Here is a 19,784-nt window from a genome sequence, read left to right as displayed (position 1 = left end):
AACAACTATTGCTGTGGACGTAGACGGCGCACTTCTTCATCTGGAGGCTGTACACTCGCCCCGTCTATATAACGAATATCCACCATCACACCCTTGCCATCTTTTACATCAAGTCGCCCTACATAAGCCCCCATCGTAGATTGATGGTCAATAGCCCGATAAGTAATCTTGCCAACTGGACTCATATGCTCCAAACCTTTAAAAGCCGCTACTAAATCCTCTGTTTTAGTAGATGGTGCTTTTTTCAAACCAGCGGCTAACGACTGTACCATCATATAACCTACCAAGCTACCAAGGCGAGGATAGTCATTAAATTTTGCTTGGTAAGATTTCAAAAAGGCTTCATGTTCTGGGGTGTGAATCGCATACCAAGGATAGCCTGTTACAATCCAACCTTTCGGCGTATCAGCACCTAGCGGATCTAAATATTCAGGTTCACCTGTTAATAAACTCACCACCTGAATATCTTTGAATAACTCACGCGTATTACCAGCACGCACAAATTTAGTTAAGTCAGTGCTGAATAATGCATTAAAGACAGCTTCTGGCTTTGCATCAGCAATAGCTTGTACAACGCTACCAGCATCGATTTTATTAAATGGCGTTGCTTGCTCAGTTACAAACTCAATATCAGGCTGACGCGCCTTCATCATTTTCTTAAAGGTTTCTGCTGCTGATTGGCCATATTCATAGTTTGGATATACCAATGCCCAGCGTTTCTTTTTCAACGCCACAGCATCATCAATCAGCATAGCAACTTTCATATAAGTAGAATCACGCAAACGAAAGGTGTTTTCATTGCCTTTTTCCCATGTCATCTTATCCGTTAAAGGTTCACCCGCTAGGAAAAATACATTCTTCTTTTGTGCAAAGTCTGAAATTGCTAAAGCGATATGTGATAAGAAACTACCTGCTAATAGGTCTACTTTATCGCGTTGTACAAGAGTCTGTGCCTCACGAATAGCGTTACTTTGGGTGCCTCCATCATCACGCATAATCACTTCTAATGTTTTTCCATGAATGCCTCCCTCGGCATTCACTTGCTCTACGGCTAATTCAATCCCTTTACGGTAAGGGTCCAAAAAGGCAGGAATAGTCTTATAACTATTAATTTCTCCAACCTTAATCACCTCTTTAGCATAGGCTCCAACACTCACTGCAGCACCTAGTAAAGCACAAACGAGTTGACGGTACATCTGTCTCTCCACATCTAAAAAAAAAAAAAAACAACCTATACTATAACCAACATTCTATATCAATATGTAAATACTCTTAATTATTTTCACATTTAAACTACCTGATGACACCGCTACCCCTTTAGGTTTTCCTAGCAACAACTATCAACCACATTATCAATACAGTATTCCTATAAACATTTCTTTTAAAAAATATACACCATCTCATTTTTTTCTTATCACTATGTGTACTAATAAGCTCATCCATAAAAATCCACTTCCTTTTTTGTCCAATTTACAATCCAGATTAACCCCTAATTTCCTATTTATTAGGTAAAATACAGTCAATATTTTTTGTGACCCAACAAGGGAAATTTTTACTATGTCATCTGCATTCTTAGAAGGAAAAGTTCTCACAGTTCATCACTGGACTGATCGTTTATTCAGCTTTACTACAACTCGCGATCAGGCTTTGCGTTTTAAAAACGGCCATTTCACCATGATTGGTTTGATGGTAGATGGCAAACCTTTACTTCGTGCGTATAGTATTGCCAGTCCTAACTATGAAGAACATTTAGAGTTCCTTAGTATTAAAGTACAAGATGGTCCATTAACTTCTCGCTTGCAACATATCCAACCAGGTGACTCTATCATTATTGGACGTAAGCCTACTGGAACTTTATTACTAGATTATTTATTGCCAGCTAAACGTCTTTATTTATTCGCTACAGGTACGGGTCTTGCTCCATTTTTAAGTATTACCCGTGATCCAGAAACATATGAGCGTTTTGAGGAAGTTATCCTTGTACACGGGGTACGTCAGGTCAATGAGTTAGCTTACTACGATTTATTCACTAAGGAATTACCACAGCATGAATTCCTTGGTGAGATGGTAAGTAAGCAACTTAAATACTATCCTACAGTGACTCGCGAACCATTCCGTACGCAAGGCCGTATCACCGATCATATTGCAACTGGTAAATTATTCAAAGATTTGGGCGTGCCAGAATTAAATCCAGCCGAAGACCGTGTCATGATTTGTGGTAGTCCGGCTATGTTGGCAGATCTTAAACGCATGTGCGAAGAGCGCGGTATGAAAGAGGGAAATACCTCAACACCGGGCGATTTTGTAATTGAACGTGCATTTGTAAGCCAATAAATCTCTGTGAAAGCCATTCTTGTTGAAGGTGTCGCTGGAAGCGGTAAAACCACCTATATTGCCGATGATGTACGGGATCACTGGATTCCCGGTGCCGCATTGATGCTCACCTTCAGCAGGACAGGTCGTGATGTTCTGAATCTCTATTTAGAACAACGCCAAGTACGTAATGCAGTTGTGCAGACGATTGATGGCTTTGCTTGTCGTCTATTACATCAATTAGGAGACACTCGTTTTATACTCAATCGAGACGTCATCCAAAAAGAATTGCTTCCTATGCTCTACGAACAAGTGGCAGAGCAACTTATTAGTTATGCACAGGCGACTAATCAATTTATTAATCTCCCATCTCCTTCATCTGTATTAATGCAAGAATTGATGGATGATATTGATTTTTATCGTGCATCATGTGCGTTTGATTATGATGATGACGAGGCTCTAGAAGAAGTTCTTGCCGGTAAACTCAATCATGATTGGCGTTTAATTCGTCGCTTGTTTTCTGCTTATGAAAACTATAGAGAAACTTGGCACCCCGCCTTATCTAATTATGATAGCAGCATTTTTGAGTGGGAAGATGGACCTCAACCCAACACAACACCTTACGGAGAACAAGGTTTTCGTTCTCCAGGTGAGGCTGTATATGATTTGCTGCAATATGTGGAAGATGGCGAGATTATTGAGAAAATAGGGCAACGTTACACACAGCAGTTTATTGATGAATTTCATGACACCACTCCATTACAATTACGCTTTTTATTGCGTTTAGCAAAATCCGCCAAGTACGTGGTTGCGGTAGGAGATAGGTTTCAAAATATCTTTGCATGGCGTGGAACCAATACGGCCTTTGTATTCGACCAATTTTCTCGTCAGCTCAACGCCGAGACTCGTTATCTTAATCATAGCTACCGCTACGACCAAAAGATTGCCAATCTAGCCCAAACCATTATCCAACGACCTATCACATCACGAGCATCACACAAGAGTGTTATTACTCAAGTGACACAACAAGATTTAGCAAAAATACACCGAGAAACAGTTGTTATCAGTCAAGATACTCCGGCACAGCTACAGGCAGCTTTTAGTTTTTTTACGCATAGCAAAAGCAAAATTGCCCTTGGTATCCACCATTCAGTTGGCGTGGCTATCCTCAATATTCTATGTGTCTTGCGCTATGATTATTTGCTTGATCCCAAAAGCAAAGTTATCAAAAATATTGCCTTTGATTTAGCACAATTTTTGCAGTTGCCTCAATGCCTACTGCCTGAGTCAGCTAAGCAAGAGATGCTAAAAAAGCCTTCTTTACAAACCATTCGCATGTATTTTGATATTCATTTATCAGAAAGCAATACAAGCAAACCTTCTCCACAAAATACGTCTCAACTTGCTTACCAACACGACTTTTATGAGGCCTTAATCCTCTGGAAAAATGGTCCCAATCGGGAGCATGAGACGATTTATGACATTATGTGCTGGTTTGAAAAAAACACCCGTCTATGGTCAGCAACTTCTCAACGCATATACGATCGCATTAATCGTGCTGCATGGGATGCCTTAAAAGAAGATGCTCGTGTGCATCAATACACACTGGCACAATGGCATGAACGTGCCAATACACTACATAAGCGTTGGAGTGAGCGAGAAGGCATCCGCTTTGTAACCGTTAGTCAATCCAAAGGGAGGGAATATGATAGTGTATTGGTTTACCATGCCGACCAACAAGGATTTGGCCAGGCTCACAGTGAATTGGCTAGACACCAATTCTATATAGCCATCACCCGTGCAAAGAAACATCTCAGCCTATATTTGCCATCTCCAGCACTATTGCAAGATAAGGCTCTAGCAGCAACTTCTCGCTCTATTGTTCCCCACTTTCACGACAGTGATTTTCCCTCTTTATCTTCACAAAAACCACAACAAACACGCCAACCTATGAGCCCTCAAAAACATCAAGCACTGGTAGAACTAAAGCATATAAAGGAACAGCTGAAAAAAAGGCTCATCATCCGATGAGCCTCTTCACACCTTACTCTTTAGTTGCGTGTTTTAAATCAATAAAGCCAACAGGGTGACGGAGGATTCCTTTGACTTTGGGACTTTCCAAGTAAGATTGATTATAGAAGTACAGCGGAATAATAGGCGCTTCATCCATCAAAATCTTTTCAGCGGCCAACAAGTCTTTCCAACGTGCTTGAGCATCAGTCGCTACTTTAGCTTGGTTTATCAACTTATCATACTCTGCATTAGACCAGCCTGTACGATTGGAGGCTGAACCAGTTGTAAAGCTTTCTAATGAGTTATAAGGGTCTGCATAATCATTAAGGAAAGAGCTACGTGAGAATTGCAGTTCTAACCCCCGTTGTTTAGCAAAGAACACTTTACGCTCTAAACTTTGCAGCTTAACATCCACACCTAAATTTTGTTTTAGCATATTTTGGATGGTTTCAGCGATACGCTTATCAGTAGGATCATTAATATAGGTTAAAGTCACCTCAGGTAAATTCTGATATTTCTCTTCTTCCATGCCCTTGGCTAATAGTGCTTTAGCTTCTTTTATATCTGTCTTAAGTAAATCCCCACTCTCAGCTCGAAAGTCTTTACCATCAGGACCAGTAAACCCGGGAGAGACAAACCCATAGGCAGGTAATCGCCCTTGTTTGACAACATAATTAGCAATATCAGCTTGATTAATCGCTAAGGCAAAAGCCTTGCGAATATTTTTGTTTTGGAAAGGAGGCATTTTTGTATGCAAACGGAAGAAATAACTCCCGGCTGTCGCTGCTTGGTGGAAATCCTTACCATTTTTGACCTTATCATACATCGTGGCAGGGATTGGTGAAGGAATGGCATCCAGCTCTCCTGTCCGATACATTTGGAATGAGGTATTTAAATCGCTTACCATTGCAAATTCCACTTTATCAATCTTGACAGCAGCAGCATCCCAATAATTAGGGTTTTTCACCATCACAAGGTTCTTTGCATGATTCCACTCTTTAAGTGCAAAAGGACCATTGCCCACAAATGTAGCCGCTTCTGTATGCCACTTTGGATTTGTCTGCGCCACTTTCTTATCAACAGGGGCAAAATTAGGGTTCGTAATAATATTTAAAAAGGCAATACTTGGATTTGCTAATTTGACCTCTAATGTGTGGTTGTCGATAGCTTTAAGGCCCAATGCATCTGCAGAACCCTTGCCCTCATTAAACGCCTTTGCTCCTACAATGTCATAAGCTAAAAATGCTGCAGGAGAGGCCGTTTCAGGCTTAAGCATCTCCGTCCATGCAAAGACAAAATCCTCTGCCGTCACAGGGTCTCCATTAGACCATTTTGCATTAGGACGTAGCTTAAAAGTATACGTCTTGCCATCTTCACTCACCACCCAGCTTTCTGCTGTTGCTGGTGCTGCGACATGATTGGCGTCCAAACGCACCAACCCTTCTACCAAGTTATTCAAAGGCTCCCAAGACACTGTGTTGAACCCCTGCGATGGATTAAGTGAAGTAGGGTCATCCAAATTATTTAAATACAAAGTAGTCTCTGCATAAGCAGAAGATAGCGACATCCCTAAAAGACAAGATAACAATGTCAAACGAAACGATTTCATAAAGACCTCAAAAATAACATTAGCTCTACACTACAGTATGCTCTCACTATTAACGTGAATATTTGATTAGCTTATGATTCGCATAAAGTACACCCTGCACGCGAATCTTGCAACCAGCATAACACCTTATGGCAATCTTGCACAACATAACTAGAGGGAGGATACTGCTCACATACTCTTAACCTGTACTGACAACGAGCAAAAAAACCACATCCCAAGGGTGGGGCAAACAAATCAGGGGGAGAACCCTCGATAGGTTTTAAATATCCATCCTGCATATCCAAACGAGGAACACAAGCGAGCAACCCCTTGGTATAGGGATGTTGAGTATGGTAGAAAATATCCTCTCTATCACCCTCCTCTATACATTGCCCTGCATACATGACAGCAATGCGATTGGCTATCTTGGCCACCACTCCTAAATCATGGGTAATCAGAATAATGGCCACCCCTGTCTTGGCTTGAATCTGCTCAAATAACTCTAGCACTTGTGCCTGAATGGTCACATCCAGTGCCGTAGTGGGCTCATCCGCAATTAATAGGTCTGGCTCAGTCATCAACGCCATAGCAATGACAATCCGCTGCCTCATACCCCCTGAGAATTGATGCGGATATTGCTCTAATCTCGAAGATGCCTCTGCTATACCCACCAATTCCAGCATCTCAACTGCTTTTGCATAAGCAGCCTCTTTGTCCACTCCTTTGTGCTTACGAACACCCTCCGTTAATTGTTCTCCAATTGTTAGGGTAGGATTAAGCGCCGTCATAGGGTCTTGAAAAATCATGGCAATACGGTTGCCTTGAATCGTGCGTAATTGCTGCTGAGATAGATTCAATAAATTCTGACCATCAAATATAATTTCCCCACCTACAATATGTCCACTTGGTTTACTAATTAAGCCCATGACAGCGGCACAGGTGACTGACTTACCACAACCAGACTCTCCCACAATGGCAACAGTCTCTCCTCGGCGAATATCCAAACTTAAATCTCGTACAGCGTGAACCGTACCACCATAAACCGTAAAATTCACAGACAAATGTCGAATGCTAAGCAACGTGTCTTTACCCATCTTATTTCCTCAATTTTGGGTCTAGTGCATCTTGCAATCCATCACCTAACACATTAAAGGCAAACATAGTCAATGAAATGCACAAGGCAGGGAAAAACAACTGCCACCACTCTCCCGAGAGAATGACTGGCAATGCATCATTAGACATCACTCCCCAAGAAGCATAAGGTGCTTGTACACCTAAACCAAGAAAGCTAAGAAAAGCCTCTGCAAAAATGGCACTAGGTACAGTTAACGTCATTTGCACAATAATAGGTCCCATCGTATTTGGCAGCAGATTCTTGCGGATAATACGCCAAGGACTTGCCCCAAAAGAACGTGATGCAGTCACATGCTCATAATTCTTTAACTGAAGAATTTGTCCTCTCACTATACGTGCCATACCAATCCAGCCTGTCACTGAAAGTGCTGCCACAATGGTCAATAAACTAGGTCCCATGACGACCATCAGCAAAATTACAATCAACAAATAGGGCAAACCATAAAGAATTTCTACAATACGCATCATAATGGCATCGGTACGCCCTCCTTTATAACCGCTATAGCCTCCGTAGCTTACCCCTATGACAAAATCAATCAATGCCGCCATACAACCTACAAATAAAGAAATACGTGCCCCATACCAAGTTCGCACAAACACATCCCGCCCTAAATCATCTGTACCAAACCAATACTCAGCTGAGGGAGGAATATTTTGTGCACTTAATGATTGGTCCGTTACCGAGTGAGAGGAAAGCATAGGAGCAAAAATTGCCATCAACAGCATCACCAATAGTAAAAATAATCCAAACATAGCCAGCTTATTCATGCATAGCCGTCGCCATACATCTGACCAATAAGACAAACTGGGGCGAACAATATCTGCTACTGCTGCTTGAGAAGAGGGCATATAGGGTTGAAATAACTCATCAGGAATAGGAATGGTTTTATCAGGTAGCGGCGTACTCATCTTACTCTCCTTTTTTATCCAAACGAATTCGTGGATCTAGCAAGCAATACACCATGTCCACCAAAAAAAGTAATACTACCAAGACAGTGCTGTAGAACACCGTTGTTCCCATAATGACAGGGTAATCACGATTACTAATAGAGTCAATAAAATAGCGTCCCATCCCAGGGATAGCAAAGATTTTCTCAATAATAAAAGTCCCTGTGAGGATAGAAGCAAGTAATGTCCCTAAAAGAGTGACCACTGGCATTAAGGCGTTACGTAAAGCGTGCCTCACAACCACTTTCCAGGGAGATAATCCCTTCGCTTTAGCAGTACGTATATAATCTTGAGTCAGCGTCTCCAGCATACTAGCACGTGTTAGCCGAGCAATAATGGCTAAAGGAGAAGTCGCCAATGCCACAATGGGCAACACCATATGCATAGGCGTTTGCCATGTCGCAGCAGGAAACCAACCTAAATTCACAGCAAACTCCTGGATTAACAAGGTCGCCAAAATAAAATTAGGAATAGAAATCCCTAACACCGCAAACCCCATAGCAAGATAATCAATCACGCCATTATGCTTTAAGGCTGCAAACACCCCCAACGCAATACCCGATATTACAGCGACAACAACAGCAAAGATTCCCAGCTCAAACGACACTGGAAAACCTCGCTCCAAAAACTGTACTACAGTTGTATCTGGGTGACTAATTGACGGTCCAAAATCAAGCGTAAAAATCGACTGCATATAATGCAAATATTGCACATATAACGGTTGATCTAGTCGATAGAAACTACGCAAGTTCTGCTCCACCGCCTCATTAAAAGATCGATCTTGGTCAAAGGGAGAGCCAGGAATGAAATGCATTAAGAAAAAAGTCAATGAAGCGATAATCAATATCGTCAGCACCATCATCAAAAACCGTTTAACAATATATTGTTTCATGGGTTTTCTCCACTAAAACTGGTATCCTCTTGCTGCTCTGTACGATGATTATCTATCCCCTCTATCCTATTCCTTGCCTCTCTTTGTCTCCCCGAGAATTGCTCCTCTACCCAATGACAGGCCACAAAATGCTGAGGAGCATAGGATTTAAACAGTGGCTCTTCCTGCTGGCATTTTGTCATCATTTTGGGACAGCGTGTATGAAAGACACAACCACTGGGAGGGTTCATTGCACTAGGAAGCTCTCCTTGTAAGACAATGCGTTGCCGGCTATCTTCTAGTGCAGGATCTGGAATAGGGATTGCTGATAATAATGCTTGTGTATAAGGGTGTAGTGGTTGTTCGTATAGTTCCTTACTCTCTGCCAGCTCGACTAAATGACCTAAATACATCACACCCACTCGGTCAGAGATATACTTCACCATGGATAAGTCGTGTGCAATAAATAAGTAGGTCAGCCCTTTTTCCCGCTGCAATCGTTGCAATAGCAATACAATCTGTGCCTGAATAGAAACATCCAATGCAGAGATTGGTTCATCTGCCACAATAAACCTGGGATTAAGTGCCAATGCTCGAGCAATACCTATCCGCTGCCGTTGCCCCCCTGAGAATTCATGAGGATAGCGATCCGCATGCTCTTTTCGCAATCCCACTTCTTCTAACAAGGCATGAATCTTATTTTTTAACTCATTTTTATCACGATATAGCTGATGAATTTCTAATGGTTCTGCAATAATTTCCATCACAGTAGCACGAGGATTTAAACTTGCATAAGGATCTTGGAAAATCATCTGAGCTTGACGAATCATGGCTTTTTTTGCATCGCCTGTTAAGTGATGCACATTTTGACCATCTATCAATACTTGCCCTTCGTCTGCCTGATACAAGCCTAATATCACACGGCCGATAGTTGACTTCCCACAGCCCGACTCACCGACCAATCCTACTGTTTCACCAGGGTAGATTTGTAGGTTAAAATGACAGACAGCTTTGACCGTTTTCCCATGTCCTACGGTAAAGTTTTTACTTACATGCTCAACAGAAACTAAAGGTTTTGGCATAAAGGCATCACGCAATTCACATTACATCGTGAATTGATAACTAACTCATAAAAAAGATTATTCTAACTGATTACATATACAACAATGGTAAAAAATCCCCTTCCCGTGCGTGCAGGTATTAGTGCTAGTCGTCTTTACATCCCAAAAGGGGACTGGAAAACATTACTAGACTTCTTATTGCATCGATTCCCTCATATGGATGTAGATATTATCAAAATGCGTTTAGCACGTGGGGATATGGTGAATCAACATGGGGTTGCTTATCAACTCGACAGCGTCTATCCTGCTGACTCCTGGCTTTGGTACTATCGTGAAGTAGAAGACGAGGTACCCGTTCCCTTTGAATTAACTGTTCTTTTTCAGGACGACTATCTTATTGCTGTCGATAAGCCACATTTTCTTGCCAGCATTCCAGGTGGTCGTTATTTACAAGAGACCGCATTGATTCGCTTACGCAAGATGTTTAACAACTATCACATTTCACCCTTGCACCGTTTAGATAGAGATACCGCAGGGGTATTACTCTTTTGCATGCACCCTGATTATCGCGGAGCCTATCAGAGTCTTTTTCAGGGAAGAGACATTCACAAAGTTTATGAATGTGTAGCTCCTTGGCGTCAGGAGTTGACTTTTCCACTTACCCATTGCAGTCATATTGAAAAAAGTCCTCAATACTTCACCATGCAAGAGGCTAGTGACCCATCAATCCCTCCTAATAGCGAAACACTGATTGAAGTCATTCAACATAATGAATGTTATGCCCATTATCGACTAATCCCTCACACAGGTAAGAAGCATCAACTACGCGTACATATGAACAGCTTGAGAATGCCAATCTGTCATGATGAGTTTTATCCTGTATTGCTTCCTGCTCGCGCCACAGATAACTTTAAGAAACCATTACAGTTACTCGCTCGCTCAATACGTTTTCTTGATCCTGTAACACGGCAAGAGCGCTATTTTGAAAGCATGCAAACACTAGACTTGGTAAAGCAATATTTTACGCATGCTCTATGATGCATTCTGCTTTTTGCTTAATAATCTTAGGGATAGACAATTACATTGCTTAAAGATATATCCCATCTATTAATGATGGAACACTATGTATTATTCATCTTTAAAGTTGCTACTCGATTTCCATACTCACCGTCATTATTGCCAGGACGAATGATTTCCCCTGCAAGGTTTGTCACCCCTTGATAACCTACAGCATAAGTTTCAAAACCCATACGTGGGAAGTGCTCACTGTAGTCATAAGTATCGTGATGATGTCCATGAAATAACTTTCTCACACCCATTTGCCGCGCTAGTCTATCTAGGACAGCAAAACCAAATTTATTACAGGATGGTGCCTCATGTGTGACTAAAATATCACTTTGTTGAGTACGCAATGTCATATAGGTTTCAGGAAAGATAGAGCTTCGTTGTTTGAGTGCCAACCCATCCCTAAATCGCAAATAGTCTGGAGCTTGCTGAATAAAGTCTTCGGGAGAGAAAAAATTCCAAGTTTCTTGATGTGGAGACCATATGCGCCCACGGAAAACACCACCTAAACCAGCAACGCGATAACCAGCGATATTTTCTACTCTACCATGTAGATTTCTATCTACTAACTGACTAGCAAATAAGTGATCATATACTTCTGCACTATCCGTATCATGGTTACCAGGAATCCACCATACCTGTGTCAGGTGCATCACATCAGCCAACACCTCGTGCAAAGGTGCTGGCGCCTGTAAATCACCTAAAAAGATAATCGCTTTTGGTTTGAATTGCTCCACAATATGTAAGCAATGAGCAAATCCACCATGCGTATCACCAAAAAAAAGGATATCGTTGGCACTGGACATGAACGTAGAATAAAAAAGTGAACCTAAACACTATTGTACAAAATACTCCTAACAACATGCCAGTATAACCTTGTTGTTAGGTAAGGGCTCCTTTCTTTATTAGGTAAGGGCTCTTTTCTTTAGTTTAGCCCCATACTATAAAAGAGATGCTGCTGTCTGTGTTTCTCCAATATAGCCAGAGTCACTATTGGTCCACTCTGCCACCCCCTCTTGATTTAGACAAACCCGATGCCCAGGCATTTTGACATCCTTCATCACATAAGTCCATGCATTGACTAGTGCGTCTTCAGTCTTTACTGTAATAAACACCCGTTCATAAAGATTATCTTTTTTATCAGGGTGGTATTCTTCTAGCTCATCAATCAGAGGAATCTCTTTGTCTGGATGGGCAAAGTACATCAACTCCCCTTGTACCTGATCCCAATCTCCCTCTGGCTGTTCAAAACTTAACATTTTACCCTTGTGCTTACCATCTAGCACATAAGCTGTAGAACCTATCGCTTGTATTGTATGTGGTGGAACCTCCATCGCAGGGTAGCCTGCATCTAACGAGTATAGTCTTCCCCAGCAACAAGCGGTTTCTACTTTAACTGCCCCAGCACAATGCCGAGCATAGTTGGCAAAACCTTTCTTTAATGTACCGTAAACAAAAAGAGGAAAATACATCTTAAATCCTTATACCGCATCGCAATAAAAATGATTGTTATTGTCGTCTTTTTGTCTTGTATAGAAAATCAGTAGTTTCCTTAAGCCCCCTATAAAAACCACCTAACATTATGAAAAATAAAGTTTTATTGAATAATATTATCAATTTGCATTTTGTAATATTTATAGCTCCTGAAAATGCTTAGTTATAGTTGTTGCAATTTAAATACAAGATAACACCAAAATAATGCAATATACTTTAAATTATTAATGATAATTGTTATTATTTTCATTTGCTTTTATTGATGATTCATTTATTAGGGAGAAATTTTTATGCCACCGAAGAAGTCTTTGCCGACACTAGCCCCTCAATGGGTGCCTACTGTTGCTATTACCGTTGGCGTATTGGCTGGTATGCCAGCAACAGCACAAGAAAAAACAGCAACCCAACTAGAAAAAATCACTGCAGTAAGTGAGAATTACAAAACAGATTCAGTCAATCACTCTAAATTTGATCAGCCATTATTAGATACCCCGCAATCTATTCAGGTCATCCCTAAAAAAGTCCTTGAAGAACAAGGGGTTCAAACCTTACAAGAAGTATTACGCAATGTGCCCGGTGTAGCATTTACTATGGGAGAAGGTGGCGCTGGTTGGGGGGATATGTTTAATATCCGAGGTTTCAGTGCAGAGCAAAGTGTGACCGTAGACGAAACCCGTGAAAGTGCCTTAAGTACTCGCACAGATACGTTTAACCTTGAAGATGTGACGGTATTCAAAGGTACAGGCTCTTTTGAAACAGGTGTCGCCGCTGTAGGTGGCAGTATTAACCTCAGCAGCAAAAAGCCTAAATTAGATAATTTCAATCATATTCATCTAGGTGTAGGAACCGACAACTACCAACGAGCTACAGCCGATATTAACCACAAAATTACGGATTCCATTGCTTTCCGTTTAAATGTCATGGGTCATAAGAACAATGTAGCAGGACGTGGCCCTACTGAATTTAAACGTTGGGGTGTAGCACCTTCTATTACCTTTGGTTTAGGTACTCCTACTCGCTTGAACCTCTCTTATTTCTATCAAAAAGACGAGAATATTCCTGACTTTGGTTTACCTGTCAGTGCATATACTGGTAAGCGTATGAATGGCGTTGACTGGGATTTCTGGGCAGGTAACAAAAATTTTGACTCGGAAGAAACCAAAACTCAACGATTCTCAGCAAAGCTAGAGCATGATTTTTCTGATAACGTACGTGTCTCTAATACATTCTCATGGTCGCGTGTTGATCGTTTTAGAACCTATGCGACTGGAGGACGATTACTCAATGTCGGCAAAATCAAAGCAACAGGCTACCAAAAAGGAAAATTCAACACTAGCGATTATTGGGGCTATGCTTCTACTACCGAAACCTACCCTAGTGGCTATCTCGCTACCGCTCGTATTCCTTCTATTGCTAGCCAGTACCGCGGAGAGACTTATGCCAATCAAACTAACTTAAATATTAAGTTCAACACAGGTAGCGTACAACATAATATGCTTGTCGGTGCAGAATGGTATCAAGAAACCTACCGCAATCGCCCATACTCTCGCACATTACCGGATACATCTAAAGGGCGTATGGTCATTGATGTACGTAATCCTACCGATTACTGGAGTGGTCCTACTAAACTTAACGTAGGTACAAGTAAAGCAGGTACTGAAGTTCAAGATATTGGTCTTTTTGTCTACGATAATATCAAGCTCAGCCCACAATGGGAAATTGATGCTGGCTTACGCATGGATCGTTATCATGCAAAATGGTATGCAGCAGATGGTAGTCGAGCAGTAGACAGCAAAGGTCGTGCTATCACGCAGAAAGAAACGGTATGGAGTGGTCGTTTAGGACTTGTTTACAAACCTGTAGAGAATGGCTCTATCTACTTATCTTATAGCCAAGCTACTCAACCATCAGCAGCTGGTGCAGCCTCTCGCAGTGGTGGCGGCAATGACTACTCGCCAACGAAAGCCAAGACATGGGAACTAGGAACTAAGTGGGATTTGTTTAATAACAATCTTGCCGTTACTGCAGCCATCTTCCAAACAGAGCGCAGCAACTCTACTGACACTGACCCCGACAATCCAGATAAAATTGTCCAACATGCTACCAAAGAACGTGTACGCGGTTTAGAACTTTCTGCTGCTGGTAATATCACGGATCGTTGGTCTGCCTACGCTGGATTTACTTACCTTAATGGCAAGGTTATTCGCAACCAGGAAAATCCATTAAACGAAGGTGGTCGTCTCAAAAACGTACCTAAATACGCTTTCAATCTATGGACAACCTACGCCTTTACTGAAGCTTTGAATGCCAGTGTCGGTGTTCAATACGTCGGTAAACGTCAATTTAGCGCAGGTAATTTCACAAACAAAGGCTTTGACTTAACAGCCCAAGCACCAGCTTACTTTGTGGTTGATGCCGCTGTTAGCTATCGCGTTAATAAGAACGTAGATTTACGTCTGAACGTCAACAATGTCTTTAACAAGAAATACTTTGCGAAAGTCAGCACCAGTAGAGATGGATTTCAAAAATTCGCTATTCCTGGCTCTGGACGCACATTTATTCTTTCAACAGACATCAAGTTCTAACGCAAAGCAACTCTCTTTGATTCCCTCTCTCTTTCAAAAGGGGAGGGAATCTATATTCTGCTTACATGCTGACCATATTCTTCAACAAATATAATCAAATGTTTTCTTTTTCACTCGAATTTTCCGATACACTATCTTTTATCATTTTTCTTTGACAGGCTATTATTGTGCTACTAGACATTCCTATTCTGACGGCAGAACAAGCCGCCTATATTCGCAACAAATTAGTCAATGCCAACTGGGTTGATGGCAGGGCCACTGCAGGCTCACATTCTATACATGTCAAAAATAACCAACAACTAGCTGAAGATGACCCTTTTGCACTACAGCTAGGACAAGAAATTATTCAACTTTTTACTCAAAACAATACGTTCATGTCAGCTGCCTTACCCAATCGCTTTTACCCACCTTTATTTAATCGTTATGAGGGTGGTGGTACATATGGAATGCATATTGATGGAGCAATACGATTTAATTTACATACCAAGGAGCGAGTTCGCACAGACGTTTCTGGGACATTGTTTTTAACCAATCCTGAGGAATATGAGGGAGGGGAGCTGGTCATTGATGACACCTACGGTAGGAAAGAAGTAAAACTACCAGCAGGACATTTAATTCTTTACCCAGCAACAAGCCTACACATGGTGAAACCCGTCACTAAAGGGGCCAGGATTAGTTGTTTTTTCTGGTTGCAAAGTTTGGTGCGTGATGATGGGCAGCGAGCCTTGTTATATGAATTAGACCAGTCAATTCAAGAGCTGGTACAGTTGGCACCAGATCATCCACGTATTGTAAGTTTAGCGGGTGTCTACCACAATTTATTACGTCGCTGGTCTGATACTTAAAGAGTCTTCTTTGCCCACTTGGAGAGCATTCCCATCTCTACTTTTTATGTTAAAGAAACTTTTTTTGCTGTAATATTTTGATGGTCGGCCTTACCATATCTTCATTGCTAATAATTGCTTAAAGAAGCTTTATAAGCACCGACCATCAAAAGTACCAAGATAGTCTACAAAATGAAGACTAAATATCTAAATCACTAACCATGAGTGCATTATTCTCAATGAACTCTCGACGAGGCTCAACCTTGTCACCCATCAAGGTTTCAAAGATTTGATCTGCCGCAATCGCATCCTCAATACGCACACGGAGCAAGCGACGAACTTCCGGATCCATTGTTGTTTCCCATAATTGTTCGGCCTTCATCTCTCCAAGACCTTTGTAGCGTTGTTTAGTCACTGCATTCTCTGCTTGTTGACGTAACCACACCACAGCCTCACGGAAACTACTAATAGCTAAATCATCAGGATGTTCACCCTTACCACGGAACACAACAGCATCTTCTTTAATTAAACCTTTGAAAGTTGTCGCAGCCTGCGAAAGCACGCGATAATCATTGCTCTCAATGAAGTCTTTATTAAAGAGAGTGATGCGAATATTACCATGATGAATTCGACGTAAAACAAGACGGTGACTATTGCTGTCTGCTTCAAACTCCACTTCCACAGACACCGCCTTAGGATTCAATGGATCGAATAAAGTTTCCTGTAAAGCTGCCGCACAACGTCGAGCCGAATCCTCACTAGAGAGATCTAATAAGACTCCCTCGCTAATTGCCGTAAGAGCTTTTTCATCCATCACACGAGCTAAACGCTTAATGACGCGATCCGCAGAAAGATAGAGATCAAAGTATTGTTTTAACTCATCATCTGCAATGATTTGGTCGCCTTGCTTAATACCTGCATCTTTTAATGCAATTTCTTGCATAAAGACTGCTTCTTCATTTTCATCTTTGAGATAACGCTCTACTTTGCTACCTTTTACTTTCACCTTGTAAAGTGGTGGTTGGGCAATATAGACATGTCCCTCCTCAACCAGTTTTGGCATTTGACGATAGAGTAGGGTGAGTAATAATGTACGAATATGTGCTCCATCCACATCCGCATCGGTCATGATAATGATGCGGTGATAACGCAATTTTTCAATGTTAAATTCTTCCCCAATACTGGTTCCTAATGCAGTAATCAACGTAGTAATTGCTTCGCTCGCAAGTAACTTATCAAAACGAGCTTTTTCTACGTTCAACACCTTACCACGTAACGGTAAAATTGCTTGGAACTTACGATTGCGGCCTTGTTTTGCTGAACCTCCAGCAGAGTCACCCTCGACAATGTAAAGTTCACATTTTGCAGGGTCTCGTTCTTGGCAGTCAGCCAGTTTACCTGGTAAACCAGCCCCTTCTAAAATACCCTTACGGCGAGTTTGTTCACGGGCTTTACGTGCAGCCTCACGTGCACGTGCAGCCTCAACAATCTTGCCGCAAACACTCTTAGCGTCATGTGGATTTTCTAGCAACCAAGTCTCAAGTGCATTAGCCACTACTTCCTCGACAGGAGCTCGTACTTCACTAGAAACCAGTTTGTCCTTGGTTTGGCTGCTAAACTTAGGCTCAGGTACTTTCACCGATAATACGCAGCTCAAGCCCTCACGCATATCATCACCCGTGGTTTCTACCTTAGCTTTTTTGGCCAATTCATTGTCTGCAATATATTTGTTAATCACCCGCGTCATCGCCGCACGTAGCCCTGTCAAGTGTGTGCCACCATCGCGTTGAGGGATGTTATTAGTAAAGCAAAGGACTTGCTCACCATAGCTATCATTCCATTGCATCGCTACATCCACGCCAACCTCAGTACCACTAGCTGAAGAACTACCTGACACGTAGAAAATATTAGGATGAAGAACCGTCTTATTCTTGTTGATATATTCTACAAAGCCCTTAACACCACCAGAGAAAGAGAAGTTTTCCTCTTTACCTTGACGCTCATCTACCAAACGAATACTAACGCCATTATTTAAGAAAGATAACTCACGTAAACGCTTAGCAAAAATATCGTAGCTATAATCAATCTTACCGAAAATCTCCGCATCAGCAAGATAACGCACTACAGTACCGCGTTTATCTGTCTCACCAGTCACCTTAAGTGGCTCTACACGTTCGCCGCGACGAAACTCCATTTGATGAGTCTTACCATCGCGGTAAATTGTCAAACGCAACCATTCAGAAAGAGCATTCACACATGACACACCCACACCATGCAAACCACCAGAGACTTTATAAGAGTTTTGGTCGAATTTACCACCAGCATGCAGCTCAGTCATCACAATCTCAGCAGCACTACGTCCATACTCGTCGTCTTTATGAATATCAGTAGGAATACCGCGACCATTATCTCGAACAGAGATGGAGTTATCGGTGTGAATAGTTACAACGATATCATCACAATAACCAGCCAAAGCTTCGTCAATTGCATTGTCAACCACCTCAAATACCATGTGGTGCAATCCTGTACCATCAGAGGTATCTCCAATATACATCCCTGGACGTTTACGGACGGCTTCAAGGCCTTTGAGCATCTTAATGGAATCGGCGCCATAATTTGCTTGATTTGTAGAATCGGTCATAATGAATACGCTTTTTTAAAAATGAGAGACCGTCGTTGAATATCACGACGGCAAAAAATAATGACGAAAGAATACCCAAGTCGCTAAGGCAAGAGTTATCTCGGTATAGTGATAACTCTCACCAAACCTCTACCTAGATACGCAAAGGCATCACTACATAACGGAAATGTTCGTGGTTAGGTAATGAAATCAACACAGGAGAATTAGACTCACCCTTAAGTGACACAATGACATCTTCTGTCTTGGCAGTGTTAAGAACATCTAACAAATAGGTCACATTAAAGCCAATATCAATAGGCTCACCATTGTAGTCTAATGCAAGCTCCATCTTCGCTTCTTCTTGGTCTAGGTTAGAAGAAGAGATACGGAGTACATTTTCACCAAAATGCAATTTAATCGTACGTAACTTATCTTCTGACACCAGAATCGCTGCACGTTGAAGGTTTTGGAGTAGTTCTTCACGATTAATACGTAGATGCACAGTATAGTCGGTAGGAATCACACGCTTATAATCAGGGAACTTACCTTCCACCAGTTTAGAAATCAGCTCTACATCACCGAACACAAAACGGATTTGACCCTCAGCAATACTAATCTGAACCTCAGCATCACTGTCATCTAATAAGCGTAGCATCTGATCTACAGTCTTGCGGGGAATAATCACACTAGCCTCACTAGTGACGCTAGCCACATCCTCTGCAGCATGTGCTAAACGGTGTCCATCAGTAGCAACAGCACGCACCAGACCAGGCTCCAACACCATCAACATACCATTTAAGTAGAAGCGGATATCCTGATGTGCCATAGCATAATGAATCATATTAAACAAACGACGCAAAGAGCTTTGTGTCATCGTAAAGTTGTGTTGCCATTGCTCGATTATAGGTAATAATGGAAAATTCTTGCCAGGCAGTGTTTGCAATGAGAAGCGGCTACCAGAACACTGGATAGTCATCTTCTGATCTGTCACGCTTGCACTCACCTGACCAGCCGCAGGCAGTGCACGAAGAATATCTTGAAGTTTACGTGCAGCAACGGTTACTGACTCCACATCATCACCCACGCCAAAATTGGCATGCGTGGTAATCTGAATAAGCATATCGTTGGCCACAAATGCCATTTTATCGCCTTCTTTCTTGAGAAGAACATTCGATAAAATTTGCATCGTCGTCTTACGCTCCACAATACCAACCACCGTAAGTAGTGGCTTTAATAGCGCATCTGTGCTTGCTTGGAATAATTGCATC

The 19,784-nt window shown here is 41.7% G+C and carries 15 protein-coding genes; 5 read left to right on the top strand and 10 right to left on the bottom strand.

The window, feature by feature from the left end:
• Positions 1-5: 5 nt before the first annotated feature.
• Entirely contained in the window at positions 6-1,196 is a 1,191-nt protein-coding gene (locus tag HKX40_RS00180) for an ABC transporter substrate-binding protein (protein WP_171587549.1), read from the bottom strand.
• Between the two features lie 361 nt (positions 1,197-1,557).
• On the opposite strand from HKX40_RS00180, the gene HKX40_RS00175 reads away from it, so the two are divergent.
• On the top strand, positions 1,558-2,334 hold the full coding sequence (locus HKX40_RS00175; RefSeq protein ID WP_171587548.1) for a ferredoxin--NADP reductase: 777 nt from the start codon (positions 1,558-1,560) through the stop codon (positions 2,332-2,334).
• A 6-nt stretch (positions 2,335-2,340) separates the two neighbouring features.
• Positions 2,341-4,344, top strand: a complete 2,004-nt coding sequence (locus HKX40_RS10820) for a UvrD-helicase domain-containing protein (protein WP_171587547.1) — start codon at positions 2,341-2,343, stop codon at positions 4,342-4,344.
• A gap of 13 nt (positions 4,345-4,357) precedes the next feature.
• Here the strand turns inward: HKX40_RS10820 and HKX40_RS00165 are convergent, their stop codons facing one another.
• The 5 genes from HKX40_RS00165 to HKX40_RS00145 all read right to left on the bottom strand — a co-directional run bounded on the left by HKX40_RS00165 (position 4,358) and on the right by HKX40_RS00145 (position 9,949).
• A complete protein-coding gene (locus HKX40_RS00165) occupies positions 4,358-5,935 on the bottom strand; it encodes a peptide ABC transporter substrate-binding protein (RefSeq protein ID WP_171587546.1) in 1,578 nt (525 codons plus the stop codon).
• A 71-nt stretch (positions 5,936-6,006) separates the two neighbouring features.
• Positions 6,007-7,008 carry an ABC transporter ATP-binding protein gene (locus tag HKX40_RS00160; RefSeq protein ID WP_171587545.1) on the bottom strand — a complete coding sequence of 334 codons (1,002 nt, stop codon included), beginning with the start codon at positions 7,006-7,008 and terminating at the stop codon, positions 6,007-6,009.
• A gap of 1 nt (position 7,009) precedes the next feature.
• Positions 7,010-7,957 carry an ABC transporter permease gene (locus HKX40_RS00155; RefSeq protein ID WP_171587544.1) on the bottom strand — a complete coding sequence of 316 codons (948 nt, stop codon included), beginning with the start codon at positions 7,955-7,957 and terminating at the stop codon, positions 7,010-7,012.
• A 1-nt stretch (position 7,958) separates the two neighbouring features.
• Complete coding sequence (locus HKX40_RS00150; RefSeq protein ID WP_171587543.1) at positions 7,959-8,888, bottom strand: ABC transporter permease; 930 nt, start codon at positions 8,886-8,888, stop codon at positions 7,959-7,961.
• A complete protein-coding gene (locus tag HKX40_RS00145) occupies positions 8,885-9,949 on the bottom strand; it encodes an ABC transporter ATP-binding protein (RefSeq protein ID WP_171587542.1) in 1,065 nt (354 codons plus the stop codon). The genes HKX40_RS00150 and HKX40_RS00145 overlap by 4 nt, the downstream gene beginning before the upstream one ends.
• 84 nt (positions 9,950-10,033) lie before the next feature.
• Here HKX40_RS00145 and HKX40_RS00140 point away from each other — a divergent pair, with 84 nt between their 5' ends.
• Positions 10,034-10,966, top strand: a complete 933-nt coding sequence (locus HKX40_RS00140) for a pseudouridine synthase (protein WP_171587541.1) — start codon at positions 10,034-10,036, stop codon at positions 10,964-10,966.
• 83 nt (positions 10,967-11,049) lie between these two features.
• Here HKX40_RS00140 and HKX40_RS00135 read toward each other — a convergent pair whose 3' ends face one another.
• Together HKX40_RS00135 and HKX40_RS00130 are read right to left on the bottom strand one after the other, a co-directional pair.
• On the bottom strand, positions 11,050-11,799 hold the full coding sequence (locus HKX40_RS00135) for a metallophosphoesterase family protein (protein WP_171587540.1): 750 nt from the start codon (positions 11,797-11,799) through the stop codon (positions 11,050-11,052).
• Between the two features lie 135 nt (positions 11,800-11,934).
• Positions 11,935-12,465, bottom strand: coding sequence for a gamma-glutamylcyclotransferase family protein (locus HKX40_RS00130; protein ID WP_171587539.1), 531 nt, complete (start codon positions 12,463-12,465; stop codon positions 11,935-11,937).
• A 312-nt stretch (positions 12,466-12,777) separates the two neighbouring features.
• Between HKX40_RS00130 and HKX40_RS00125 the strand changes: the two genes are divergently transcribed.
• Positions 12,778-15,072: a TonB-dependent receptor gene (locus HKX40_RS00125; RefSeq protein WP_171587538.1), complete on the top strand. Its 2,295-nt coding sequence runs from the start codon at positions 12,778-12,780 to the stop codon at positions 15,070-15,072.
• A gap of 167 nt (positions 15,073-15,239) precedes the next feature.
• Positions 15,240-15,917 (top strand): Fe2+-dependent dioxygenase, encoded by a 678-nt coding sequence (locus HKX40_RS00120; protein ID WP_171587537.1) that lies wholly within the window; start codon positions 15,240-15,242, stop codon positions 15,915-15,917.
• Positions 15,918-16,095: 178 nt separating this feature from the next.
• Here the strand turns inward: HKX40_RS00120 and gyrB are convergent, their stop codons facing one another.
• Positions 16,096-18,537 (bottom strand): DNA topoisomerase (ATP-hydrolyzing) subunit B, encoded by a 2,442-nt coding sequence (gyrB, locus tag HKX40_RS00115; RefSeq protein WP_171587536.1) that lies wholly within the window; start codon positions 18,535-18,537, stop codon positions 16,096-16,098.
• A gap of 133 nt (positions 18,538-18,670) precedes the next feature.
• Positions 18,671-19,783, bottom strand: a complete 1,113-nt coding sequence (gene dnaN / locus HKX40_RS00110; RefSeq protein ID WP_171587806.1) for a DNA polymerase III subunit beta — start codon at positions 19,781-19,783, stop codon at positions 18,671-18,673.
• Position 19,784 lies beyond the last annotated feature (1 nt).

Origin of the sequence: Pelistega europaea, assembly GCF_013133775.1 — a bacterium.
GTDB lineage: Bacteria > Pseudomonadota > Gammaproteobacteria > Burkholderiales > Burkholderiaceae_B > Taylorella > Taylorella europaea.
Note: the sequence above shows the minus strand (reverse complement) of the source record. Positions and strands in the feature narration are given on the sequence as shown.